General features: G+C 59.5%; 22 protein-coding genes. 10 read left to right on the plus strand and 12 right to left on the minus strand.

Annotated elements, in window-relative coordinates; genetic code table 11:
• Nucleotides 1-8: 8 nt before the first annotated feature.
• From padI to A3GO_RS0115755, 12 genes are all read right to left on the minus strand, one after another.
• Nucleotides 9-1,340: an NADH-dependent phenylglyoxylate dehydrogenase subunit beta gene (gene padI, locus A3GO_RS0115700; RefSeq protein ID WP_029134212.1), complete on the minus strand. Its 1,332-nt coding sequence runs from the start codon at nucleotides 1,338-1,340 to the stop codon at nucleotides 9-11.
• Nucleotides 1,341-1,355: 15 nt separating this feature from the next.
• Entirely contained in the window at nucleotides 1,356-2,609 is a 1,254-nt protein-coding gene (gene padH / locus A3GO_RS0115705; RefSeq protein ID WP_029134213.1) for an NADH-dependent phenylglyoxylate dehydrogenase subunit epsilon, read from the minus strand.
• 10 nt (nucleotides 2,610-2,619) lie between these two features.
• Nucleotides 2,620-3,858, minus strand: a complete 1,239-nt coding sequence (gene padG, locus A3GO_RS0115710) for an NADH-dependent phenylglyoxylate dehydrogenase subunit alpha (RefSeq protein WP_051302452.1) — start codon at nucleotides 3,856-3,858, stop codon at nucleotides 2,620-2,622.
• Entirely contained in the window at nucleotides 3,858-4,166 is a 309-nt protein-coding gene (gene padF, locus A3GO_RS0115715) for an NADH-dependent phenylglyoxylate dehydrogenase subunit delta (RefSeq protein WP_051302454.1), read from the minus strand. Before padF ends, padG begins: the two co-directional genes overlap by 1 nt.
• Nucleotides 4,163-4,765, minus strand: a complete 603-nt coding sequence (gene padE / locus A3GO_RS0115720; protein ID WP_037375641.1) for an NADH-dependent phenylglyoxylate dehydrogenase subunit gamma — start codon at nucleotides 4,763-4,765, stop codon at nucleotides 4,163-4,165. The genes padF and padE overlap by 4 nt, the downstream gene beginning before the upstream one ends.
• Nucleotides 4,762-5,646 carry a hypothetical protein gene (locus A3GO_RS24140; protein ID WP_037375642.1) on the minus strand — a complete coding sequence of 295 codons (885 nt, stop codon included), beginning with the start codon at nucleotides 5,644-5,646 and terminating at the stop codon, nucleotides 4,762-4,764. Before A3GO_RS24140 ends, padE begins: the two co-directional genes overlap by 4 nt.
• The gene (locus A3GO_RS0115730) at nucleotides 5,646-6,299 is read right to left on the minus strand and encodes a 4Fe-4S dicluster domain-containing protein (RefSeq protein WP_029134217.1); all 654 of its coding nucleotides are present in this window, start codon (nucleotides 6,297-6,299) and stop codon (nucleotides 5,646-5,648) included. The genes A3GO_RS24140 and A3GO_RS0115730 overlap by 1 nt, the downstream gene beginning before the upstream one ends.
• Nucleotides 6,296-9,031 (minus strand): molybdopterin-dependent oxidoreductase, encoded by a 2,736-nt coding sequence (locus A3GO_RS0115735; protein ID WP_029134218.1) that lies wholly within the window; start codon nucleotides 9,029-9,031, stop codon nucleotides 6,296-6,298. The genes A3GO_RS0115730 and A3GO_RS0115735 overlap by 4 nt, the downstream gene beginning before the upstream one ends.
• A 12-nt stretch (nucleotides 9,032-9,043) precedes the next feature.
• The gene (locus tag A3GO_RS0115740; RefSeq protein ID WP_029134219.1) at nucleotides 9,044-9,448 is read right to left on the minus strand and encodes a thioesterase family protein; all 405 of its coding nucleotides are present in this window, start codon (nucleotides 9,446-9,448) and stop codon (nucleotides 9,044-9,046) included.
• Nucleotides 9,449-9,746: 298 nt separating this feature from the next.
• Entirely contained in the window at nucleotides 9,747-10,265 is a 519-nt protein-coding gene (locus A3GO_RS0115745) for a ferritin-like domain-containing protein (RefSeq protein WP_029134220.1), read from the minus strand.
• Nucleotides 10,262-11,101 carry a 2-oxoacid:ferredoxin oxidoreductase subunit beta gene (locus tag A3GO_RS0115750; RefSeq protein ID WP_029134221.1) on the minus strand — a complete coding sequence of 280 codons (840 nt, stop codon included), beginning with the start codon at nucleotides 11,099-11,101 and terminating at the stop codon, nucleotides 10,262-10,264. The genes A3GO_RS0115745 and A3GO_RS0115750 overlap by 4 nt, the downstream gene beginning before the upstream one ends.
• Nucleotides 11,101-12,864, minus strand: a complete 1,764-nt coding sequence (locus A3GO_RS0115755) for a 2-oxoacid:acceptor oxidoreductase subunit alpha (RefSeq protein ID WP_157606841.1) — start codon at nucleotides 12,862-12,864, stop codon at nucleotides 11,101-11,103. The genes A3GO_RS0115750 and A3GO_RS0115755 overlap by 1 nt, the downstream gene beginning before the upstream one ends.
• Nucleotides 12,865-13,072: 208 nt before the next feature.
• Between A3GO_RS0115755 and had the strand changes: the two genes are divergently transcribed.
• The 10 genes from had (at nucleotide 13,073) to fabG (ending at nucleotide 22,764) form a co-directional block, all read left to right on the plus strand.
• On the plus strand, nucleotides 13,073-14,146 hold the full coding sequence (had, locus tag A3GO_RS0115760) for a 6-hydroxycyclohex-1-ene-1-carbonyl-CoA dehydrogenase (protein ID WP_029134223.1): 1,074 nt from the start codon (nucleotides 13,073-13,075) through the stop codon (nucleotides 14,144-14,146).
• 12 nt (nucleotides 14,147-14,158) lie between these two features.
• Nucleotides 14,159-15,295 carry a 6-oxocyclohex-1-ene-1-carbonyl-CoA hydratase gene (gene oah, locus A3GO_RS0115765; protein WP_029134224.1) on the plus strand — a complete coding sequence of 379 codons (1,137 nt, stop codon included), beginning with the start codon at nucleotides 14,159-14,161 and terminating at the stop codon, nucleotides 15,293-15,295.
• A gap of 3 nt (nucleotides 15,296-15,298) precedes the next feature.
• Nucleotides 15,299-16,069, plus strand: a complete 771-nt coding sequence (locus A3GO_RS0115770) for a cyclohexa-1,5-dienecarbonyl-CoA hydratase (protein WP_029134225.1) — start codon at nucleotides 15,299-15,301, stop codon at nucleotides 16,067-16,069.
• A 2-nt stretch (nucleotides 16,070-16,071) separates the two neighbouring features.
• On the plus strand, nucleotides 16,072-17,232 hold the full coding sequence (bcrC, locus tag A3GO_RS0115775) for a benzoyl-CoA reductase subunit C (protein ID WP_084610151.1): 1,161 nt from the start codon (nucleotides 16,072-16,074) through the stop codon (nucleotides 17,230-17,232).
• A 7-nt stretch (nucleotides 17,233-17,239) separates the two neighbouring features.
• Nucleotides 17,240-18,535 carry a benzoyl-CoA reductase subunit B gene (gene bcrB, locus A3GO_RS0115780; protein ID WP_029134227.1) on the plus strand — a complete coding sequence of 432 codons (1,296 nt, stop codon included), beginning with the start codon at nucleotides 17,240-17,242 and terminating at the stop codon, nucleotides 18,533-18,535.
• A 12-nt stretch (nucleotides 18,536-18,547) separates the two neighbouring features.
• The gene (gene bcrA, locus A3GO_RS0115785; RefSeq protein WP_029134228.1) at nucleotides 18,548-19,867 is read left to right on the plus strand and encodes a benzoyl-CoA reductase subunit A; all 1,320 of its coding nucleotides are present in this window, start codon (nucleotides 18,548-18,550) and stop codon (nucleotides 19,865-19,867) included.
• Nucleotides 19,868-19,869: 2 nt separating this feature from the next.
• Nucleotides 19,870-20,712 (plus strand): benzoyl-CoA reductase subunit D, encoded by an 843-nt coding sequence (gene bcrD, locus A3GO_RS0115790; protein ID WP_029134229.1) that lies wholly within the window; start codon nucleotides 19,870-19,872, stop codon nucleotides 20,710-20,712.
• Nucleotides 20,713-20,741: 29 nt separating this feature from the next.
• On the plus strand, nucleotides 20,742-20,984 hold the full coding sequence (locus A3GO_RS0115795; protein WP_029134230.1) for a YfhL family 4Fe-4S dicluster ferredoxin: 243 nt from the start codon (nucleotides 20,742-20,744) through the stop codon (nucleotides 20,982-20,984).
• Nucleotides 20,985-21,131: 147 nt separating this feature from the next.
• Nucleotides 21,132-22,046 (plus strand): GNAT family N-acetyltransferase, encoded by a 915-nt coding sequence (locus A3GO_RS24145; RefSeq protein WP_037375644.1) that lies wholly within the window; start codon nucleotides 21,132-21,134, stop codon nucleotides 22,044-22,046.
• Nucleotides 22,047-22,056: 10 nt separating this feature from the next.
• Nucleotides 22,057-22,764: a 3-oxoacyl-ACP reductase FabG gene (gene fabG, locus A3GO_RS0115810; RefSeq protein WP_029134231.1), complete on the plus strand. Its 708-nt coding sequence runs from the start codon at nucleotides 22,057-22,059 to the stop codon at nucleotides 22,762-22,764.
• The last annotated feature ends 37 nt before the right edge of the window (nucleotides 22,765-22,801 follow it).

Raw genomic sequence — 22,801 nt, forward strand, 5'->3', positions numbered from 1 at the left:
TGTATTTTTTAGTTTAGTCCGGCAAAGCGTTTTAGGGATTTCACCCGTTCATTGACCTGCTCCTGTATGTGAGCCAACTGCTCTTTGCTCACATGGCGGTACTTGCCACTCAGGTTCAGATAAGCCTCGACCGGCAGGGGGTTATCGATGGAGTGGGTGAAGCGCAGTTCACCCCCCCGCTCATACTCCCAGAGGGGAGCAAAGTTGGTCTCCACGCCCTTGCGGCAGACCTCGATGGTCTGGGACGACGGGAAGCGCCAGCCGGTGGGACAGGGAGAGTAGATGTGCAGATAGGCAAAGCCGCGTTCGGAGGCGGCCAGTGCCTTGTCCAGTTTTTCATAATAGTCCTCAACGAAGGCGGTAGAGGCGGTGGCCACGTACTCGCAGTTGTGGTTCATCATGATCATGGCGAGATTTTTCTGGCTGGTGCGCTTGCCTTTCATCTCGGTGCCCACCGGCGTGGTGGTGGTCCAGGAGCCGTAGGAGGTGCTGCCGGATGCCTGCATGCCGGTGTTCATGTAGCCTTCGTTGTCGACACAGATAAACAGGATCTGATCATTGCGCTCGGCCGCACCGGAGAGCGACTGGAAGCCCACGTCACCGGCTCCGCCATCGCCCGCCAGTGCCATGGCGGTGACATTGCGGCCCATGCGGTTGTACTGCTTTTTCACCCCCGCCAGCATCGAAGCAGTGTTGGTCAGCAGCGGATGGAATACCGGGACCTTGGTGCCGGTGGTGCCGTTGAATCCGACTGAACCCATGCCGGGGATGCAGCCGGGCGGGGTGGCCAGCACCGTGTCGGGTCCCACCTTGCGCAACGAGTGGCGCATGATCATCTCGGAGTTGCAGCCCTGACAGGCGGAGAGCCCGGGTACGAACAGGTCTTCCCGCTCATGCTGCTCGTTGAAAATACTGGCCGAGGTGATATAGGTCAGCGCGCCGCTCGGGCACGCCTTGACGCAGGCCGGGTCGCCATCGCAATGATCGCACTTGGCCACATGCTTCAGTTCGGCGTTGTAGGTGATGCCGCCGTAGGTACAGCCGACGGTGCAGAGCAGGCAGTCGATACAGAGACTCTCGTCCCAGTCGATCAGGCCGGTCTCCGGGTTCTTGGTCAGGGCGGTGGAGGGGCAGCTCTTGGTGCACTCCGGGTCGCCGCATTGACGGCACAGGGCCAGTTCCGGAGGGTTGCCGTTGAAGCCGGCGACAATCTTGATCCGTGAGTGCAGCAGGTCGTCGGTACCTGCCTTGATCTGGGAACAGGCGGTCATGCAGGCATTGCAGTCGTTGCACAGTTCGCAGCGCGACGGATCGAAGGCGATGGTGTTATAAGCGGTCATAAATCTGTTCTCCCGTTATCGCCAGGTGCTGGACATGAGGGCGCGGCCGGTTTCCAGCGGTCGGGCGATAAAGGCATCTTTTACCGGGGTGAGATCGATCTTGCGCAGGATCAGTTGCCACATGATGCCGGCATCCATCTCTTCATTGATGCTGGAGATGCCATGCAGCCGGTTATCCTTGAGCAGGATCTTCAGGTAGCGCTGGTTATCGTCATCGGTCCGGGTCAGTTCTTCCAGTTGCGCATCGGCCATGCACTGGCCGACCGAAATCGCCTGTTGGCCGAAGAAGGTGTAGGTGTTGATCGGCACACCGCCCACGTAGGGTGCGAGTGCATGATCCTCGGCCATATCCATGGCGGCAATCGCGCCCTGGGTAACGGCATCCGGCAGGATGCCCATCATCACCTTGTCCTCGCCATAGAAGTCGGCGGCCTGGGCGACATCGCCGGCGGCCCAGATATTCGGTGCGTCGGTGCGCATGTTGCGATCCACCAGGACGCCCTGGTCCACCTGGACCGAGGTGCCCTTGAGATAATCGAGTTGCGGTTTCACGCCGGTGGCTACCAGCAGCAGGTCGGCCTCCAGGCTGTTGCCATTCTCCAGGGTGATCCGACAGCCGTTATCCTGTGATTCAACTTTAACTACCCGGCTACCCATCACCATGTGGATGCCGTTGTCGTTGAAGGCGGTCTCGATGACCGAAGCGGCGCGCGGGTCGAAATAACCCGGCAGCACCTGGTCACACATCTCCACGATGGTGACATCGAGACCGGCGTGGCGCAGGTTCTCCGCGCCGTGCATGCCGATCAGACCGGCACCCAGCACCACGGCGCGCTTTGCCTTGCCGGCATGCTCACGCAGATCAATGGCGTGCTGCATGGTGCGCAGGACATGGAACGGTGTCTCGCTGAGTCCCGGAATCGGCGGGATGATCGGGTCGGCCCCGGTGGCCAGCAGCAGTTTTTCATACTGCCACTGGTCGCCGGATTTGAGGCTGGCGACCCGGTCGTTCTCATTAATGGCCACCAGTTCGTTGTCGCTGATCAGGGTGACGTTGTGTTGGGTGAAATAATCCGCCTTGCGCAGCACCACCCGCTCCGGGGCACTCTGTCCCGACACCACGTAGGGCAGGATGGTGGGTGAGTAGGGTGCGTGGGCATCGCGGGTCACCAGGGTGATGGGGGATGTCTCATCCACCAGGCGAATCCGGTGGACCGCTTCCAGGCCGGCATGACTGGCACCGGCGATGAGATAGTGGGTCGTGTTCATCGGGTGCTCCTCAATCGTTCTCGTTCAGCCACACCGGGCCGTCGAATTCAGTACCCGCCAGCAATTGCGCGGTGCGCTCGATGGCGCGGGCGAAGTGGCCTTCGGTCAGGTCGGCACCGGCCAGTCCGCCAATGAAGGAGCCGGAGGCAACCGGTTTGCCGGCGCGGTAGAGGCAGCTCAGTACCTCCTGGTAGAGCGGTCCGCAATCCCAGCCGTAGTGCACAGAGCGATCCACCACGCCGACCGCCTCGACCTTTTTCAGGGCGCGGGTCATGGCCTCGACGGGGAACGGGCGGAAGGTCTTGATCTTGATCAGGCCGACCCGTTCACCGCGTAGCCGGGCGCTGTCGATGGCATCCTTGGCGGCACCGGTCATGGAGCCGATGGTGACCAGGGCGTAGTCGGCGTCATCCAGCCGATACTCCTCCACCAGCGGGGCATAGTCGCGACCGAAAATATCCGCCCAGTCGGCATGGGCCTGTTCGATCACGCCGAGGGCGTTCTGCATGCCTTCACAGAGACCCTTGCGATAGGCGACGAACTTGCTCGGCCCCGGACCGCCGGCGCCACCGGTGAGCGGATCGACGGCCATGGGCCGCATGGGATCCAGTGCCACATGCCAGTTGACGTCCTTCTCGCCCAGGTAGTCATCCACAGCGGACTGCTCCGGCACGTCCACCTGGGTGACGCCGTAGGAGAGATAGTTGCCGTCATGGCAGATATTCACCGGCAGCATCACGTCGTGATGCTCGGCAATGCGGTAGGCCATGATGGTGGTGTCCAGCACCTCCTGCACGGTCTCACAGTAGATCTGGATCCAGCCGGTCTCCTTCATGGTCATGGCGTCCTGCTGGCCACCCCAGACGCATTGCGGGGTGATGCCGTCGCGGGTGACCAGCGAGGCGACGATCGGCAGGCGCATGCCCGGCGTGCGCCAGTAGGGTTCAAACATGAAGGCGAGACCGGGACCGCAGGTGGCGGTATAGGTGCGGCCACCCGCGAGGGCGGCGCCGTGCAGGGCGGAGAGCACGCTGTGCTCACCCTCCACGTTCATCAGTTCCGCCTGTATCTTGCCGTCGGCAATAAACTGGGAGACGTACTCCACCAGCGAGGACTGGGGGGTGATCGGATACACCGCCACCAGGTCGGGGCGGGCCAGGGCGACGGCCCAGGCGGCCGCCTCGTTGCCGTCACAGACAATGGACTGGGCGCAGCCGGGGTGTTTCATCTTCAGGGCAGGCGTGGCCATTACTTGATCTCCTCAATCATCTTGATGGCATTGTGCGGACACTCCACGGCACAGATACCGCAACCCTTGCAGGTGTCGTAGTTGACATCGAACCAGGCCGGCTTCTCGACGATGCACTGCACGGGGCAGAAGATCCAGCAGATGGCGCACTTGACGCATTTGGCGCGGTCGACGATTGGCCGCTCGGCGCGCCAGTCGCCTGGCAGCATGCCGTTCTCGATGATGGCGACCGGGCAGAGGTTGTCCGGCACCTGGCTCATATCGGGACGCGGGTGGGCTTTCATTTTGTAATCCGGGTCGTTGCTCATACCCACTCTCCTCCCTGTCGCTGTTTCACTATTGATTCGTTGAAGCCGCGCTCGACCGCGATCAGATTCTGCTCCAGGCCGGCGTCGCGGAAATTGGCCGACTCCAGTCCGGCGCGCAGTCCCTCCATGGTGACGATGCCGGTGGCCTTGGCGAAGGCGCCGAGCATAATGGTATTGGTGATGGGGCGGCGGAACACCTCCATGCCAATGGTGACTGCGTCGCACAGCACCACCCTGGTGACCTGTTCGGGGCAGTTGAGCGACTCGGCCGACTGGCGCGTGGCCTGGATCAGGGTGCTGTTCGGCTGCACCCCGGCAAAGATATCCACCGCCTTGGGGATGCTCGGATCGATACAGATAATGTAATCCGGCGCATAGATATTGGTGACCGCCCGCAAGGGTCGATCGGAATAGCGCAAGAAGGCGGCCACCGGCGCGCCGCGCCGCTCGAAGCCGAAGGCCGGGATGGCGGTGACATGCTGTCCGCTCATGACTATGGCCTTGGCGAGGATCTTGGAGGCGAGCACCGCGCCCTGTCCGCCGCGACCATGCAGGCGTACCTCGTGGGTGGTTTTTTGTTCTACTGCGGTTATTGTCATTGTGGCAATCTCCAGCCGGGTTTCAGTCCGGGGCCGGGCTTGCCGCCGCCCCGCGCCGGGGTGTGAGTGATGGCAAAGCCCTGGTAGTAGGCCGCATAGATGATGATCTGGTACTTGCAGAACCAGCCGCACAGCACCATGAAAAATCCGGCTACCGCCGCCAGCGGTAACTGATAGGCCGCGTAACTCTTGCCCAGGAACAGCAGCACGAGCGGCGTGGCTATACCAAGCAGGGTGATGACGATGTTGGCCCGTTCCAGCACCTGCAGCGTCTGCTCCGGTGCGTTGTTGGCCAGTGAGTAGCGGTAGTTGAGCCAGGCCGCGCCGCGCAGGAATACCAGCGAGAGGGCGATGATCCAGCCATAGCCGACGAACAGGGCGGCCACGTTGCCTTCCACCAGCCCGGCAAATATCAGCAACACACCCATGCCCTCGGTCAGGCCGGTGGTCACGATCAGCGGATTGATGGCATTGGTGCGCCAGGCCGGGATGCCCTTGGCCATGTGCAGGATACGCGCCTGGGCATACAGAAACAGGGCCGCCGGGATGGCGCTCAGGATCAGCAGGGAAGTGGAGCCGGTAAAGAAGGTGAGGATGCCCAGTGGCAGCAGCAGCATGGCCACCATGCCTTCGCGGGTCATCCAGGAGGTGGCCGGGTTGCGGAACACGTTCATGGAGCGCAGCGGGCGGCCGATCTCCAGCCATACCAGACCCAGGCCGGTGGCGACGAAGGCGCTGGCGAGCAGGGCGTAGCCGGTGGTGTGCAGCCCCAGGGCCGACAACAGGGCTGCGACCACCAGCAGACCGGAGCCGGTGCCGCCGCAGATGAAGTTGCCGGCAGCGCGCCAGTCCCAGCGTTTCTGTAGAGTAGGACCTAACATTATTTACGTTCCCACAGGTAATAGAAGCCCGAGCCGGTTTCCAGCTCTTCGTGCATCTGGAAGTGTTCATGTGTGCGCAGCAGCTGGGACACGTTGCTCTCCGGATCGTCGATGTCGCCGAAAATCAGGGCATTGGCGATACAGCTGTTGGCGCAGGCCGGCGTGGCGTCCGGGTCGATGCCCGGCGTGAGGCCGTTGGCGGTGCCATAGTCGATGCGGTCAACGCAGAAGGTGCACTTCTGCGCCACCGCGCGGCGTTCGCTGTGGGGCACTTTCTGCTCATGTTTCATCTGACCGAACTGCTTGCCATAGGCCTTGTTGGGTATGTCTACCCGGTCCCGGGCCTGATAGGGGCAGGCCTGGATACAGTAGGCACAGCCGATACAGAGATCGTAGTCGATGGAGACGATGCCGTCGGGCCGCTTGTAGGTGGCCAGGGTGGGGCAGACATCGGCACAGGGCGCATCCAGGCAGTGGTTGCAACCCACCGGAATGAAGGCGCGGCGTACATTGGGGTAGGTGCCGACTTCAAAATCCAGTACCTTGCGCCACTGCACGCCGGGCGCCGTGGCATTGGTGTGCTTGCAGGCCGCGGTGCAGGTCTGGCAACCGACACAGCGGTTGATATCGGCGACCATCACATAACGGGTCATTTGGCATCTCCAATCTTCTTGATCTTGACTCGGGCCAGATCCGCGCCGGAACCGCTGGAGTCGGTCAGATCCAGCAGCATCGGTACCAGGGAGTTCATGCTCGGTACGTCAAAATCCTTGGCAAACGGGGTCGCCCAATGGTCGAACTGGCCCATCAGCATCAGGGTGTCGGGGCGAATGCCCTGGCGGGTGACCAGGATGCCCCGGGTGGCGCTGAGCGGTGAGGTGATCTCCACCCGGTCGCCATCCTTGAGGCCCAGCTTGTGCGCCTGACCGGTGTTCATCACCAGGCCGCCATGGGTACCGATGTTCTGGGATACTTCGCGGATCATCTGGATCGAGACATTGCCGCCCCAGGCGTACTGCATACTGCGGGAGGTGACCAGCCAGAACGGATAATCGCTGATATCGACACCGAAGTTGCGCTCCAGCGCCCCTTCCCAGAGTGCCTGGAAATCCATCATGTCGGGCAGTCCCTCGTACTCTTCCAACTGCTCGTCCCACCAGCTGATGCCGCGCTCGTGCAGGCGCCGACCCAGCTGTACGCCGACCCGCTTCAGGGTCTCCTGGTAGGGCAGTTCATAGCGCACACCCTCATCCTCCATCTTGGCGGTGAGGTACCACTTGATGCGCGGGAAGCCGGTGAGTCGGTAGCCCTTCTCCTTGTAGTAGTCGAGGCCCTGGCTCTCCTTGCCGCCGGTAATCTCGGCACTGGCCGCCTTGCAGTTGGCGTCCCAGATGGTCTCGACGTCGTGGGCCTGGCTCTCGTCCAGGCTGAAATCGTAATAGTCGGTCTTCAGTGCGACGCCGGCGGCGCCGCGGTTGACGGCCTTGTTGTACTTCTCCAGCACGCCACAGCGTCGTGCCAGCTCGGTACTGATCCAGGTAAAGTCGCGGGTGTCGCCCTGCGGCTCGGTCACCGGCTGGCGCAGGGCAAAGCCCTGATGATCCCAGAACTGTTCGATAAATTTGGTACCGCCGATACGGATCAGCTGCAGCCCCTCCAGGTCGGTGCGATCCGGCAGCAGGATATCCGCCATGTGGTTGGTCTCGTCGCGGGTATAGGCGAAACAGACCGTGAACGGGAAGGTGGCGATGGTTTCGGTGATCTGCTCGGTATCCCAGAAGGAGATGGCCGGATTGGTGCGATAGACGAACCAGAGGGCCGGCTTGGTGGCCTGTGGCCAATGCTCCGGCCCCTTCTCCTGCTGCATCCAGGCCAGATGAGTCGGCCCCAGGGCCTGGCTCCAGGCCGAGTTACCGACCAGCGGCACCAGGGTGCGGTTGGCGTTACGTACCTCCGGCTTGGCGACCCAGTTCTCCTTGTCGGTCGGATTCATCGGATAGGCGAGGAAGCCGTCCTCGGAAAGCTTGACGCTGTCGTTGCGATCGGAGGCGGGGCGGTTGATACGCACGGTGGTGCCGATGGTACCACCCGGCACTTCCAGTGCACCCACCAGCACTGCCAGCATGGTACGGGCCCAGCAGCAGTGGAAGCCGCCCCAGCCGTTGTTGACGGTCTTGCCGAGGGTGACCGCGACCGGGCGCAGCGGCATGGTGCGCCCGTCCACCTCGATGGTCTCGCCGATGCGGGCGTGATCCAGGTACTCCAGGGCGATGCGGCGGATGATCTTGTGGTCCACATCGCAGACCCGTCCGGCCCATAGCGGGGTGAACGGCTTCATGTGTTCAACCAGTTTCTCAAAGGCCGTGGTGACCTTGATATCCTGGTGCTCCCAGCGATCCTCGTCGGCGCCCAGCTCGATGCCGCTGAGGATGTACTGTCCCTCCAGGGCCGGTTCGGTATCCGGCGTATCAAAGGGCACCGCCTGCTTGCTTTTCAGGTCATAGATCAGCGGCTTTTTGCTCTCCGGGTCACGCAGGTAGTAGCCGTTGGGCGCCACCAGGTAGGGGGAGCCGGTGCGATCACGCAGGAACACCTTGTCCAGGCGGTCGCGCTGCTCATGCAGCAGCACATGGATGAGTGCGAACATGAATGCCGGATCGGTCTTCGGCCTGATCGGCACCCATTCGGAGGAGGCGGCACCGGTCTGGGAGAGATGCGGTTCAACCTGAATCCGTTTGACTCCCCGGTCGCGGGCGTCGGCATGCCGTTTTACACCGCACACACCACCGGAGGCCTCGATATTCATGCCGAAGGAGATAATGTAATCGCACTTCGGTGTATCCGGGGTGACGATGAAGGCGCGGTGCCAGAGCTCACCGTAAAGATGCTCCGAATGGTAGCACTTGACGCCCTGGCCGCTGCCGAATCCCATGTCGATCGGGGTGATGGCACTGAGGAATGCGGGGAAGGTGCCCATGTAGTAGGTGGAGGTGCCGCCGCCGCCGAAACTGGCGGCGATCTTGGGGTAGCCCGCCTCGTCGGTCTTGCCTTCGACCTGGATCTGTTTCACCTTGTCGGCGATGGTGTCCAGCGCCTCGTCCCAGCTGATCGGGACAAACTTCGGATCTTCGTTGCGCCCCTTCTTCGGATTGGTCCGCTTCATCGGGGTGAGAATGCGATGCGGATTGTAGACCTTCTGAATCAGTCCAAACGCCTTGACGCACACCTTGCCAGCGGCCGGTGTGCAGTCCGCCGCGTCGAAGTTGGGTTGCACCTCGGTGGCGATACCGTCTTCGACCCGGACGTTGAGCAGGTCGGGACCGGCGACGCACTGATAACAGTATGTCGGGATCTTGGTCTTGCCTGTGGGTGATTCAGTGGTCATGGCTGTCTGCCTTTAGCTGGTTGCTTTTGCGGCCTTGGATTTAAGCCGTGCGGCGGTCTGCTCGGTATCCACGATAAAGCGGGTATGTTTGCCCCTGGCGACATTCTCCAGCGCGTCACGGGCGGTGAACTCGTAGCTCACCATGCGACCCTTTACCTCGGTGATGGTGCTGGTGATCTCCACCCACATACCGAGCAGGGTGGCGCCGGTGTGATCCATTTCAACCCGGGTGCCGACCGAGTCCTCACCTGCATCCAGATGCTCCAGCAGCAGGTTGCGGCTGGTCACTTCCATATCGTAGATCAGGCTGGGTGTTGAATAGACCGCGCAGTCGTCGCCGACAAAGTTTACGGTACGAGCCTTGTCAATCTCGTAGCGGTCGGTTCTTGCCAGTCCTTCCTTCAAGCTCTCTTTCATTGCCTATGCCTTCGTCTGTTATTGTTCAAGTAAGGGTTTTGAATCGTCTTGTCAGTGACAATCCGATACAGTTTTCATGTTCGCATTTATTATTATTGATTTAGTTTCAAAATAAACTATTTGGTGCAATCGTCAACCGGTTTTTGTTCCAATTGAGTTGTTTCTGACAATTGTCAGATGATCCTGGGATGGTACGTGGTCAGATGTAAAGTCCGCAGAATCTGACGAGTAAAACGAACCCCGTCGACCACGTGATAATCTCCTTTTTAAAAAGTTATTAAAGAAACTATCTGTTGCTTTACTCAAGCAGCAAGGGTGGATCCTCATCCTCGTCCCAGCCTGCTTCAGGCACTGGATGCGCTGCGCGTTTCTGTTTCAGGTAGTCACGGAATTCACTGGCCTCCCGGGCAAAGCTGCGCGCCAGTTTCTGTACCTCCGCAACCGTCGAACCCTGTTCGATCTGTCGGAACAGGTCAGCGGCACTCTGCTCGACATCCATTGCCAGGGTCAGGGTGTGGTAGGGCGTCATCATATAGTGGGCGCTGCTGTGTCCCGGCACCTCGGTATTGATGGCGTCATCCCAGTTGTAATCCCAGGGTGGGATATGTGGCAGGGTCAGTCCTTCGCTGAGTTCCTGCACCACCCGGGTACGGCTATTCTGCTTTTTTTCCAGCCAGCGGAAGAGCTCCGCCGCTTCCGGATTGTTCATCACCTCCATCTGGTCGGCAAACAGGTCATAGCGCTCAACCATTTCCGAGAGCATGGCCAGGGTGCGGGCAAGTAGTTCGACCTTGCTGTCGATCTGTGACCCGGTCACAACACGAACCCCTGTTCCAGGTCCGACAGGTGTTCAACCGTGGTTTTCAGCTCCGGTTGATAGGCAGCCCGGTCGCCCTTGTACAGCGTGCCGAGGAAGAAGTTGTCATCGGTCATCAGCCGCTTGGCGGCGACCGCCGGATCCTTGGTCGGCTCGACCGGCGCCGCGCGCACCATTTTCTTCCAGTCCTTCTGTTCGGGGCGGAAGGTGACGCAGGGGCTGAGCATGTGCACAAAGGAGAAGCCGGGATGGCGAATCGCGTCCACCAGTACCTTGGCCGCGCCGTTGGGATCGGTGCTGGAGGCGCGGGCAATAAAGTTGGCACCGGAGGCGAGGGCGATCACCAGCGGGTAATAGGGATTGATCTTGGTGCCACCCGGGGTCAGTTTGCTCTTGTCCCAATCGGGATCGGTGGTGGGGGATGCCTGGCCCTTGGTCATGCCATAGACCTGGTTGTCCATGACGATATAGGTCATATCCACGTTGCGCCGGCAGGCGTGCATGAAGTGGTTGCCGCCGATGGAGAAACCGTCACCGTCACCACCCGCCGCCAGTACCGTGAGGTCGGGACGCGAGACTTTGAGACCGGTGGCAACGGGCAGCGCACGGCCGTGAACGGCATGGAATCCGTAGACGTTAAGGTAGGCGGGCAGACGCGAGGAGCAGCCGATGCCGGAGACCAGCGCGACGTTTTCCGGCTCCAGGTTCATCTCGGACATCGCCTTGGTGATGGCCAGCAGCACACTGTAGTCACCACACCCGGGACACCAGACGGGCTTGGTGCCGGATTTGTATTCATTCGGTTTCAGACTGGGACAGGGGTTTGCTGTTTCCATTAGTCGTTCTCCCACGCTTTGAGTTCGCTGTAGACATCATCGGGACGGATCATCAGGGGGCCGGGGACGGCCATGGAGCGAAGTTCGCATGGCAGGTCATAATGGGCGCGCAGATAGTGATAGAACTGTGCCCCGTGGCACTGTTCGACCACCAGGGTGCGTTGCACGCCGGCCAGGGCGGCCGCCAGGCGTTCCGGTTGTGTCGGTGACAGCAGACGCATGCTGATCAGTCTGACCTTGTGGCCTTCCGCCGCCAGCATGTCGATCGCCTCGCTGACCGGCCCGGTGCTCGAGCCCCAGGTCAGTACCGCCATGTCGCCTTTACCCTCGATCTTGGCCCAGTGATCACCATAGTCAAACTGGTCAAGCTTGCGCTTGCGCTTGTTCAACTGCTGGATATGGTCCTCGGCCCGACTGGAGGGAGTGCCGGTGGGGGAGTGTTCCAGGCCGTCGGCGGTGTACTGGCAGCCCGGTGTGCCCGGGATGGACATGGGAGAAACGCCGGATTCGTTGACCACATAGCGACGGAAATCTTCCGCCTTGCTGGTGATCTTGCGGCCCCCGGAGACAAACGCTATATCGGCCGGCCGGTCGATCAGGGCGCGGGTCTGGCCCAGTGACTGATCGGACAGCACGATCGATGCGGTTTGCAGGGTTTCGGCCAGGTGGGTGGCCCACTGGGTGGTGAACAGACAATCGCCAATCGACATCGGTGCGACCACGATGTGGGGTGCGTCACCGTGCAGACCGTAGAGGGCGATGTTGAGATCGCTCTGTTCCGACTTGGTCGGGATACCGGTGGAGGGGCCGCCACGCATGACGTCGACCACGACCACCGGCGTCTCCGAGGCGACGGCCAGACCGATGGATTCAATCATCAGCGCCAGACCGGGGCCGGAGGTGGCGGTGAGCGAGGGAGTGCCGCCGAAGGAGCCGCCAATCAACTGATTGATCGAGGCCAGTTCATCTTCCGCCTGCACCAGTACGCCGCCCACCTTCTTTAGATTGGGTGCCAGCCACTCGAGGATTTCTGTGCCGGGGGTGATCGGGTAGGCCGCCACAAAGCGCACGCCGCCGCGGATCGCGCCCAGGCCGGCGGCTTCGTTGCCGGTGATGCTCCAGCGCTCCACCTGGGAGTTGGCTTCAATCCGGAATTCCGGGATATCAGGAATAGCGGATGCCTGCTCGATACCGGCCCTGACGCCAGACATGCTGGCCTCGATAGCCGCCTCACCTTTTTTTGACAACGACTTGGTCAACACCTTTTCCAGGGCGTCCACCGGCAGGTTGATCAGCTGCGCCAGAGCGCCGAGCGCCACCATGTTGGGGCGTCCGCCAGTGATGCCCTTGGCCAGTTCGCTCAGGGGCAGTTCCACATAACGTCCACCCATATTGCTGATGGCATCAGGTACCTGGCCGCCCACATCGCCGATCACGATGCTGTTGCTGTCCAGAATGATCTCGCCGACAAAACGGTCGGCGTTCAGCCAGTCGATGGCCAGCAGGATATCGAAACGACCCTTGTGGGTCTCCACGGGTTGAGGGGAGAGGCGCAGCAGGGCGGCGGCTTCACCGCCGCGGATCTGTGGGCCCGATGAACGGGTCATCATGCCGTACCAGCCGGCCTGGCCAGCTGCGTCCAGGAGTTGCTGGCCGGCAGTCATGACACCGGAACCTCCACTGCCGAGCATGGCAATGGAGAGTGAACGGGGAGCGCCTGTGGAACTGCCTTTGGCGGTCTCGGTGGATGCAGAATTGTTCATTAGATATACCTTATAAATATGATATATATCGCAGGATTTTGCTGGGATTTACCCGATTGGTTGCAGGTGAAATGAATCATATTTCATGAAATGGGTCGTGTCAAAGGAAATATAGTACACAATTTTAGGTTGACAAGGGTTGAAAGTGAAATATAATTCATTGCCACAGCGTAAGTGCGTGAAATGAAAATTTCGGAGAGAGCAGACTATGAGTATTAATGGATACCGTTGGCAAATGACTGCTGTTGGCGAGCCTTTCGCCAAGCAGGAGTGCACTTTCGAGACGCCAGTGGCAGGTGAGGTAACGGTGGAAGTGGCCGGCTGCGGTGTCTGCCATACCGATCTTGGTTTTCTATATGACGGTGTCCGTACCAACCACGAGTTGCCCCTGACCCTGGGGCATGAAATCAGCGGCCGGGTAGTCGCCTGTGGAGAAGGTGCCGAGGCCATGCTGGGCAAGGCGGTGGTAATTCCCGCGGTGATGCCCTGTGGTGAGTGTGATCTCTGCCAGCGCGGCCTGGGTACCATGTGCCGCAGCCAAAAGATGCCGGGTAACGATATCCAGGGCGGCTTCGCTTCCCATATTAATGTGCCGGCCCGCGGACTCTGTCCGGTGGATGAGGCCCAGCTCGAGGCGGCCGGTATGAGTCTGGCCGAAGTGGCGGTGCTGGCCGATGCGGTGACCACCCCCTACCAGGCCGCGGTGCTGGCCGGGATCAATGAGGGTGATGTGGCCATTGTGATCGGTGTTGGCGGTGTCGGTGGCTACGCGGTGCAGATTGCCAACGCCATGGGGGCCCATGTGGTCGCTATCGACGTGGATCAGGGCAAGCTGGATCAGCTGAAGGATTTTGGTGCCGAGTTGACCCTGAACGCCAAGGAGCACGATGCCCGTGCGATCAAAAAGCTGATTAAAGAGCATGTGAAGTCGAATGGGCTGCGTGCCACCGAGTGGAAGATTTTTGAATGTTCCGGTTCGGCTCCGGGTCAGGAGACCGCCTTCAGTCTGCTGACCTACGGCTCCCATCTGGCGGTGGTCGGTTTTACCATGGCCAAGCTGGAGTTGCGGCTGTCAAATCTGATGGCCTTCAGCGCCCGCCTGCAGGGCAACTGGGGTTGCCTGCCTGAATACTATCCAAAAGCGCTTGATCTGGTGATGCAGAACAAGATTCAGATGAAGCCCTTTGTGAAACTTCATTCGTTAAACGATATCAACGCGGTGTTTGAAGCGGCCAAGGGCCACCTTCTGACCGAGCGTGCCATTCTGGTTCCGAATCTTTAAAGGGGACGTATTATGAGAGATTCAACACGCAGCATTATCAATAACACCAAGCCGGCCGCCATGGTTGACCATAACCTGGTTCCTGAACTCAGTTTCGAGGGGCTGCTGGTCGAGAAACGGCCTGCCAAGCGCCGTGACGGTACCGTGGCAGAGGGGCTCTACAACATGTGGATCACCCTGAATAACCCGGCCCAATATAACTCCTATACTACTGAGATGGTGAAGGGCGTGATCCTCGCGTTCCGTGCCGCCAGTTCCGCCCGTGATGTGAACGCCGTGGTGTTTACCGGTGCCGGCGACAAGGCGTTCTGTACCGGTGGCAATACCAAGGAATATGCCGAGTACTATGCCGGCAACCCGCAGGAATACCGTCAGTATATGCGCCTGTTTAACGACATGGTCAGCGCCATGTTGGGCTGCGACAAGCCGGTGATCTGCCGGGTCAATGGCATGCGTATCGGCGGCGGACAGGAGATCGGCATGGCGGCGGATTACTCCGTGGCACAGGATCTGGCCAACTTCGGCCAGGCCGGTCCCAAGCACGGTTCCGCGGCCATTGGCGGCGCTACCGACTTCCTGCCGGTCATGATCGGCTGCGAGCAGGCGATGGTTTCCGGCACGCTGTGTGAGCCCTTCTCGGCACACAAGGCGTACCGCCTGGGTATCGTCTCCCAGATCGTACCGGCCCTGAAGGTGGACGGTAAGTTTGTCGCCAACCCGATGGCGGTCACCGACCAGATGCTGGATGAGTATGGTCGCATCGTGCACGGTGAGTTCAAAAGTGGCGAAGAGGCCAAGGCGGCCAAGGCACTGATCAAGCAGGGCGAGATCGATCTGAGCCTGCTGGACCAGGCGGTGGAAGATCTCTGCGCCAAGCTGATCGAGACCTTCCCCGAGTGCATGACCAAAAGTCTTGAGGAACTGCGCAAACCGAAACTGGAGGCGTGGAACCGCAACAAGGAAAACTCCCGGGCTTGGTTGGCCCTGAACATGATGAACGAGGCCCGCACCGGTTTCCGTGCCTTCAATGAAGGCAATCGCGAGGTGGGACGTGAGATCGACTTTGTCGCCCTGCGCCAGGCCCTGGCAGAGGCGGCTCCCTGGACTCCCGAGCTGATCGAGAGCCTGATGCCGGGTAAGGAGGGCTGAGGCATGAGCGATTCGCCGCTCAAGGTTTGGATGGACCGGGACGGGGCGCTGCTGCGGCTGCGGCTCAACCGGCCCAAGGCCAATATTGTGGATGCCGCCATGATCGGCGCACTGCAGACGGCCTTCGAGCAATATGCCGGGCAGGCTTCGTTGCGCGCTGTGCTGCTGGATGCTGAAGGTCCCCACTTCAGCTTTGGCGCCAGTGTGGAGGAGCATCTGCCCGGCAGTTGCGCTGCCATGCTGCGCAGCCTGCATCGCCTGATTGAGACCATGCTGGATTTCCCGGTGCCGATCCTGGTAGCCATCCGGGGTCAGTGTCTGGGCGGTGGCCTGGAAGTGGTCGCGGCCGGCAGCCAGTTGTTTGCCGCGCCCGATGCGCGTCTGGGTCAGCCGGAGATACAGCTGGCGGTGTTCGCCCCGGCGGCCTCCTGCCTGCTACCCGAGCGAATCGGTCTGGCCAACGCGGAAGACCTGCTGTTTTCCGGTCGCAGCGTCAAGAGTGACGAGGCCCTGAGCATGGGGCTGGTTAATCAGGTTGCCGAAGATCCCGAGGCAGCGGCAATCGCCTATTTCGACAAATTCCTTGCGCCCCATTCGGCCTCTTCGCTGCGTTTTGCAGTGCAGGCGGCCAGAAGTGATGTGGTGGCGCGTATCAAAGCCAAACTGGCAAGCGTTGAAGCCCTTTATCTGGACGGTCTGATGGCCAGTCATGATGCTGTAGAAGGTTTAAATGCGTTCCTTGAGAAACGTCCAGCCAAATGGGAGGACAGGTAAGTATGAGTACTGCAGAGATAATCGCACGCTGTGAAGAGTTGTATGAAGATACTACTTTCGCTGCATCACGTGCCTGGAAAGAGGCGGCTCCCGGTCGCAAAGTGGTTGGATTCATGCCGGTGTACATTCCGGAGGAGATCATCCATGCCGCCGGCATGCTGCCCCTGGGCATCCTGGGTGGTGGTGACGGCCTGGAGGTGATCCATGGTGACGCCTTCTACCAGAGCTACATCTGCCGCATCCCCCGTTCCACCATTGAACTGGGCCTGACCGGTCGTCTCGACTTTGTCGATGGCATGCTGTTCCCCAGCATCTGCGACGTAATCCGCAACCTCTCCGGTATGTGGAAGCTGATGAAGCCGAACGTCTATGCCAAGTATTTTGACGTACCGCAGAACTACCGCGATGACATCGGTGGCGAGTATTACCAGAGGGAGATGCAGGAGCTGCGCCATGACATGGAGAAGCTCTCCGGTAACAAGATTACCGATGAGGCGCTGAGCAACTCCATCGCCATCTATAACCAGCACCGTCAACTGGTGCGTGATGTCTACGCCATGCGTTCCGACGAGCCCTGGAAGGTGCCGAGTTCCGAGGTCTATCTGCTGATGCGTGCCGGTCAGGTACTGCCGGTTGAAGAGCATATTGTGATGCTGACCGACTACATGGCAGCGGCCCAGGAAGAGGATCGCCCGATCCGCGATAACTGTCGCATCATCACTTGTGGTGCGTTCTGTGAACAGCCGCCGCTGAACCTGATCAAGTCGATCGAGATGGCCGGTTGTTATGTGGTGGATGATGACTACATGCTGGTCAACCGCTGGCTGATGGAAGAGGTGCCCACGGAGGGTGACCCGATCAAGAACCTGGCGGATGCCTTCCTCCATCACTCGGCCGACTCTTCCGCCAAATACTGCGACACCCAGGAGAAGGTTGGTCAGTATCTACTGGACTCGGTAAGGAAAAACAAGGCGGAAGGTGTGATCTTCGCCGCGCCGAGTTTCTGTGACCCGGCCCTGCTGGAACGCCCCCTGCTGGCCGCCAAGATGAGCGAGAATGATGTACCGCACATCTCCTTTAAATATGCAGAGAACTCGGGTCAGATGCAGCCGATCCGCGAACAGGCGGGTACCTTTGCCGATTCCCTCAAGCTGTGGAGCTAAGATCACTATGAATACTGCAACCAAACCAGAAGCGATCAAAGACGCATCGATGCTCAAGCAGAAAGAGATGATCGCAGGCAACTACGATGCACTCACCGGTGCTCCTGAAACCGGCAAAAAGATCGTCTCAACTTTCGTTCCGGGAAACCTGAACGAGCTGATCAGCAGCTTCGGCCTGCTCAATAATCTGCCGGAGATCAATGCGATCAACAACGGCATGCGCAAGCAGAGCGGCGGCATGATCATGGATGCCGAACGCGGTGGTCACTCAGAGGATGTTTGTACCTACGTGAAGGCGGACATCGGCATGATGTCCAAGGGCAACATTGCCCCCAATGGCAAGGTGATGCCAAACCCCGATCTGCTGCTGCTCTCTTACACCGGCTGCTTTACTTTCATGAAGTGGTTCGAGCTGCTGCGCAAGGAGTACAACTGCGACACCGTCATGTTGCAGGTGCCCTATACCGGCGACGGTGTCATTACCGACAACATGCGTGACTTTGTGGTCAAGCAGTTAAAGGAAGAGGTGATTCCGGCACTGGAAAAGACCTCGGGCGTCAAGTTTGATATCGACCGGTTGCGGGAGAACATGGCCCGTTCCGCCAAGGCGGAAGACGACTTGGTCTGGGTATTGGAGAGCGCCAAGAATGTGCGTTCACCTATTGATGCCTACTTCGGTGGTGTCTACTACATTGGCCCGATCTTCACCGCATTCCGCGGTACCCAGGATGCCATTGAGTACTATCAGCTGTTGCGCGGTGAGATCGAGCAGCGGTTAAAGGATGGTCTTGGACCTATCACCCCGGAAGGTGACATGGGTGAAGAGAAATACCGTCTGGTTGTGGAAGGTCCGCCAAACTGGACCAGCTTCCGCGAGTTCTGGAAGATGTTCTATGACGAGGGCGCCGTGGTTGTGGCCAGCACCTACACCAAGGTGGGCGGCGTGTATGACGAGGGTTTCCGTCATGATCCGACCAATCCGCTGGAGTCACTGGCCGACTACTGCCTGGGTTGTTACACCAACCGCAACATGCCCAGCCGTGTCGACCTGATTGAGAAGTACATGAATGAGTATCAGGCCGATGGTCTGCTCATCAACTCCATCAAGAGCTGCAACAGCTTTTCAGCCGGCCAGTTGATGATGATGAACGAAATCGAGAAACGCACCGGTAAACCGGGTGCATTTGTAGAGACTGATCTGGTTGACCCGCGTTACTTCTCCGCGGCCAATGTGAAAAACCGCCTGGAGAGTTATTTCCAGATGGTCGATCAGAAACGTCGTTCCAGCAGAAAGACAGCTTAAGGGGGCCTGAGCATGAAGTGTTATATAGGCATTGACCTGGGTTCCACCACCACCAAGGCGGTGGTAATGGACGAAAAAGGCGAAGTATTGGGACGTGGTATTACCAACTCCCGCTCCAACTATGATACCGCCAGCCGCGTGGCGAAACTGGAAGCATTCATTAGCACGCGTCTGACCCTGTTTCATCGCCAGCTGGAAGGGCTGGCCGGGCTCGAGGGTGAGAAGATCGACCGGTTGCTGTTCAACCTGGAGCGTCACTTCCGCTTGGAGCTGTTCCTGGAACAGCTGGAAGATCTGCATCAGACCTGTGCGGAAAATGCGGGAGATCTGCGCTATCCGGGACAGAAAGAGAAGATCTGTGGCGTGCTGGATGTGGCCTTTGCCCGTCTGGCCGACAAGCTGCAGGGACTGTTTGGACCGGGCGTGGTGCGCAAGTCTGACTTCTTCCGCGATCTGGCCGGTTCTGAGTACATGAACATTGCCGAAGAGACCGCGAAAGAGATGGGTATGAATTTCGATACCCTGATCAACATCTATGACAAGTCGATTATTGAGGTGGAGAACCGTCCACCAAATGCCGACATGGAAGGAAAATTCCTGCGGGCACTGACCAAGGTGCTGGAAGAAGAGACTGATCTCAGTGTCGATCCGGCTGATGTGATGGAGGCAATCAAGAAGGTGCTGGATCTGGACCTGGAAGAGACCTTTGTCGTTGGCACTGGGTATGGCCGCGTACGTCTGCCGTTCCCGAAAGAGCACATTCGCTCCGAGATTCTGTGTCACGGCCTGGGCGCTCATCTGATGTATCCCAAGACCCGCACCGTGCTGGATATCGGCGGACAGGACACCAAGGGTATCCAGATCGACGACAAGGGTATCGTGGTCAACTTCCAGATGAATGACCGTTGTGCCGCCGGTTGCGGTCGCTACCTCGGTTACATCGCTGACGAGATGAACCTGGGCCTGCACGAACTGGGACCGATGGCCATGCAAGCCACCAAGACCGTGCGCATCAACTCTACCTGTACCGTGTTTGCCGGTGCCGAGTTGCGCGACCGCCTGTCGCTGGGTGAAAAACGTGAGGACATCATGGCCGGTCTGCACCGCGCCATTATCCTGCGCGCCATGTCGATCATTTCCCGCTCCGGCGGTATCGATGATGAATTCACCTTTACCGGTGGTGTGGCCAAGAACGAGGCCGCTGTCAAACAGTTGCGCGAACTGGTTCAGGAGAACTATGGCGACGTGCAGATCAATATCGACCCGGATTCAATTTATACCGGGGCACTGGGTGGTGCAGAGTTTGCCCGCCGTGCCGTAGAGGAGGCATAAGCATGACGACAAGTATAGGCATTGATGTTGGCTCAGGTTGTATTAAAACCGTTCTGTTCAAAACAGATGGGGACAACTATGAGTGGGTGGCCCGTCGCAATGACAAGATCCGTCAACGCGATCCGAAGGAGCTGGCGCGGCGCGCCTACGACGAGGTGCTGGAAGAGGCCGGGCTTAAAGAGTCGGATGTTCAGTACACCGCCACCACCGGCGACGGTGAGAACATCGAGTTCTCTACCGGTCACTTCTACTCCATGACGACACACGCCCGTGGCGCCATCTACCTCAACCCCGAGTCCCGCTCGGTGCTGGATATGGGCGCGCTCAATGGTCGAGCGGTAAAGATGGATGAGCACGGCAAGGTGTTGACCTATCGTATGACCAGTCAGTGTGCTTCCGGCTCGGGCCAGTTCCTGGAGAATATCTCCCGTTACCTGGGTATTGCCCAGAACGAGATTGGTGAACTCTCCAAGCAGGCTGACAATCCGGAAGATGTATCCAGTATCTGTGCGGTACTGGCGGAGACCGATGTGATCAACATGGTGTCGCGCGGCATCTCGGCACCCAATATCCTGCGTGGAATCCATGACTCCATGGCGGGTCGACTGGTAAAACTGCTGCGCGTAATCAAGGCTAACGAGGGTGTGACATTCCTCAGTGGCGGTCTGGCGCTGGACGAGGGGCTGATGGACTCCATCAACGCCTCCATGGTTAAAATGAAGATTCCGACCAAGGCGGTGAACCATCCGGATTCTCCTTATGCTGGTGCCATCGGTGCCGCCATCTGGGGCGCCTATCGTTACGAGAAGCTGGCTGAGCAGGGCTCACTGGCAATCGCGTCATAATCATCTATCCCACGTAAGGAGAAATTGCTATGGCCCTTATGATTAATGAAGACTGCACCGCTTGTGATGCCTGCCCGACCGAGTGTCCGAACGATGCCATCACGGCGGGTGATCCGATGTACGTGATCGATCCGATGAAATGCACCGAATGCGTCGGCGCCGAGGACGAACCACAGTGCCAGCTGGTCTGCCCACCGGATTGTATCGTACCCAATCCGGATTTTGAGGAGACCCAGGAACAGCTGCAGGCGAAGTACGAGACGCTGCACTGAGTTGACTGAAGGTCAAGCCGGGCAACCGTCTCCCGCGGATTGGATCAGGCCGTACCAATCCGCAGTGGAGTCGCTTGCCCGCCGTATTGGCCAGGCGGTGCACATTGGTGCATCAGCATGCTAAACAAAATACCCGGAGGGGTTGAGATGTCGGAAAAAAAATGCCAGATACAGCCAATGCAGGAAGGCGATATTGAGCAGGTCATTGGACTGGACAAAAATCTCGGCGGCGATGCGCGCCCGGAATTTTTTAATAAACGCCTGCAGGCGATGGGCCGCTCTCCGGAGACCCATATCAGTTTCGTCGCCAGTGTGAATGGCCAGCTCTGTGGTTTCCTGTTCGCCCATGTGCTGAAGGGCGAGTTTGGCACCCATCAGCCGGTGGCGGTGATCGATGCTCTCGGTGTGCAACCCGGTGAGCAGGGTTCAGGTGTCGGCATGCTGCTGATGAATGCACTCAAGCAAGAGGCGGCTAAACGGGGTTGCGGCAGCCTGCGCACCCAGGCCAACTGGCATCAGCAGGAGCTGCTGGCTTACTTTGCCAACGCCGGTTTCACCTTGGCGGCACGCAATGTGCTGACCCGGGATACCAGCCCGCTGGCGCTGGACGAGGAAGATGATATCGAACTTCGCCCGGTACGTTCACTGGCTGAATCCGACCTGGATTCGATTCGCCGGATTGACAGACATATCACCAATGAGGATCGTGAGACCTATCTGACGCAAAAGGTAGCAGAAGTGATTTCGGATAGCGGTGTTCGTGTCTCCATGGTGGCCGAGCAGGACGGTCTGGTGGCCGGGTTTGTAATGGCGCGGGTTGACTACGGCAGCTTTGGCCGTGCCGAGTCCACCGCCGTGGTCGATACCCTGGGTGTCGGGCCGGAGTACAAGGGGGCCGGTATCGGCTCCGCCCTGATGGCCCAGTTGATGGATAACCTGGCCTCGTTGCAGGTGGAAAATGTGCGCACCGAAGTGGAGTGGGAGAATTTTGACCTGAATCGTTTCCTGGCCAGCTCGGGGTTCCGTCCCGCCCAGGAACTGTCACTCTCCTGCGCGCTCTGAGGCGATAGTCATGTGGGATTTTTCAGGCAGAAAGGCGGTTGTAACCGGAGGTGCCAGCGGTATCGGCCGGACGGTGGCCGAGATGTTGGTAGCGGCGGGTGCCGAGGTGCATGTATTTGACCTGAGCGTGGGAGAGAGCGGGTCAACACCCGGCATCTTCCATGAGGTCAATATCGGCGACCCGGAGAGCGTCAAGGCCGCGGTGGATGAATTGCCGGATGATGTCACCCTGCTGGTGAATAATGCCGGTATCACCCGGGACAGAAGTATTGCCAAGATGAGTGACGAAGAGTGGCACTCGGTGATCAATATCAATCTGGGTGGCGCCTTCTATCTGATCCGGGCGCTTGCCCCGCGGATGCGCGAACAGGGTCATGGCCGTATTGTCAATATCACCTCGATCAACGGTATGCGGGGTAAGTTTGGTCAGGCCAACTACACTGCTGCCAAGGCGGGCATGATCGGTCTGACCAAGACGGCGGCCCGGGAACTGGGCGGCAAGGGTGTGACGGTGAATGCCGTGGCTCCCGGCATGGTACTTACCGAGATGGCGAAAAAGCTGCCGGAGGAATTCCTGCAGAAGGCGCTGGATGAGACGATGCTGAAGGAGCTGGCAACTCCGGAAGATATCGCCAATGCGGTGCTGTTTTTGCTTTCCGAAAAGGCGCGCATGATTACCGGTGAGGTGATCAAGGTGGATAGCGGTCAGTATATTTAACAGATCCGGTGGATACGCCTGCCGGCTTATCCACCCA

This window comes from Sedimenticola selenatireducens DSM 17993 (genome assembly GCF_000428045.1).
GTDB classification, from domain to species: Bacteria; Pseudomonadota; Gammaproteobacteria; order Chromatiales; family Chromatiaceae; genus Sedimenticola; species Sedimenticola selenatireducens.

Excerpts from the sequence above, each read along its gene's own strand:
- padI (WP_029134212.1), bottom strand. The coding sequence starts at position 1,340 with ATGACCGCTTATAACACCATCGCCTTCGATCCGTCGCGCTGCGAACTG.
- padE (WP_037375641.1), bottom strand. The coding sequence starts at position 4,765 with ATGACAATAACCGCAGTAGAACAAAAAACCACCCACGAGGTACGCCTG.
- A3GO_RS0115795 (WP_029134230.1), top strand. The coding sequence starts at position 20,742 with ATGGCCCTTATGATTAATGAAGACTGCACCGCTTGTGATGCCTGCCCG.
- A3GO_RS0115735 (WP_029134218.1), bottom strand. The coding sequence starts at position 9,031 with ATGACCACTGAATCACCCACAGGCAAGACCAAGATCCCGACATACTGT.
- A3GO_RS0115740 (WP_029134219.1), bottom strand. The coding sequence starts at position 9,448 with ATGAAAGAGAGCTTGAAGGAAGGACTGGCAAGAACCGACCGCTACGAG.
- padG (WP_051302452.1), bottom strand. The coding sequence starts at position 3,858 with ATGGCCACGCCTGCCCTGAAGATGAAACACCCCGGCTGCGCCCAGTCC.
- bcrB (WP_029134227.1), top strand. The coding sequence starts at position 17,240 with ATGAATACTGCAACCAAACCAGAAGCGATCAAAGACGCATCGATGCTC.
- bcrC (WP_084610151.1), top strand. The coding sequence starts at position 16,072 with ATGAGTACTGCAGAGATAATCGCACGCTGTGAAGAGTTGTATGAAGAT.
- fabG (WP_029134231.1), top strand. The coding sequence starts at position 22,057 with ATGTGGGATTTTTCAGGCAGAAAGGCGGTTGTAACCGGAGGTGCCAGC.
- A3GO_RS0115755 (WP_157606841.1), bottom strand. The coding sequence starts at position 12,864 with ATGAACAATTCTGCATCCACCGAGACCGCCAAAGGCAGTTCCACAGGC.
- bcrA (WP_029134228.1), top strand. The coding sequence starts at position 18,548 with ATGAAGTGTTATATAGGCATTGACCTGGGTTCCACCACCACCAAGGCG.
- A3GO_RS24145 (WP_037375644.1), top strand. The coding sequence starts at position 21,132 with ATGTCGGAAAAAAAATGCCAGATACAGCCAATGCAGGAAGGCGATATT.
- A3GO_RS0115730 (WP_029134217.1), bottom strand. The coding sequence starts at position 6,299 with ATGACCCGTTATGTGATGGTCGCCGATATCAACCGCTGTGTCGGTTGC.
- padF (WP_051302454.1), bottom strand. The coding sequence starts at position 4,166 with ATGAGCAACGACCCGGATTACAAAATGAAAGCCCACCCGCGTCCCGAT.
- A3GO_RS0115770 (WP_029134225.1), top strand. The coding sequence starts at position 15,299 with ATGAGCGATTCGCCGCTCAAGGTTTGGATGGACCGGGACGGGGCGCTG.
- padH (WP_029134213.1), bottom strand. The coding sequence starts at position 2,609 with ATGAACACGACCCACTATCTCATCGCCGGTGCCAGTCATGCCGGCCTG.
- A3GO_RS0115750 (WP_029134221.1), bottom strand. The coding sequence starts at position 11,101 with ATGGAAACAGCAAACCCCTGTCCCAGTCTGAAACCGAATGAATACAAA.
- had (WP_029134223.1), top strand. The coding sequence starts at position 13,073 with ATGAGTATTAATGGATACCGTTGGCAAATGACTGCTGTTGGCGAGCCT.
- oah (WP_029134224.1), top strand. The coding sequence starts at position 14,159 with ATGAGAGATTCAACACGCAGCATTATCAATAACACCAAGCCGGCCGCC.
- A3GO_RS24140 (WP_037375642.1), bottom strand. The coding sequence starts at position 5,646 with ATGTTAGGTCCTACTCTACAGAAACGCTGGGACTGGCGCGCTGCCGGC.
- bcrD (WP_029134229.1), top strand. The coding sequence starts at position 19,870 with ATGACGACAAGTATAGGCATTGATGTTGGCTCAGGTTGTATTAAAACC.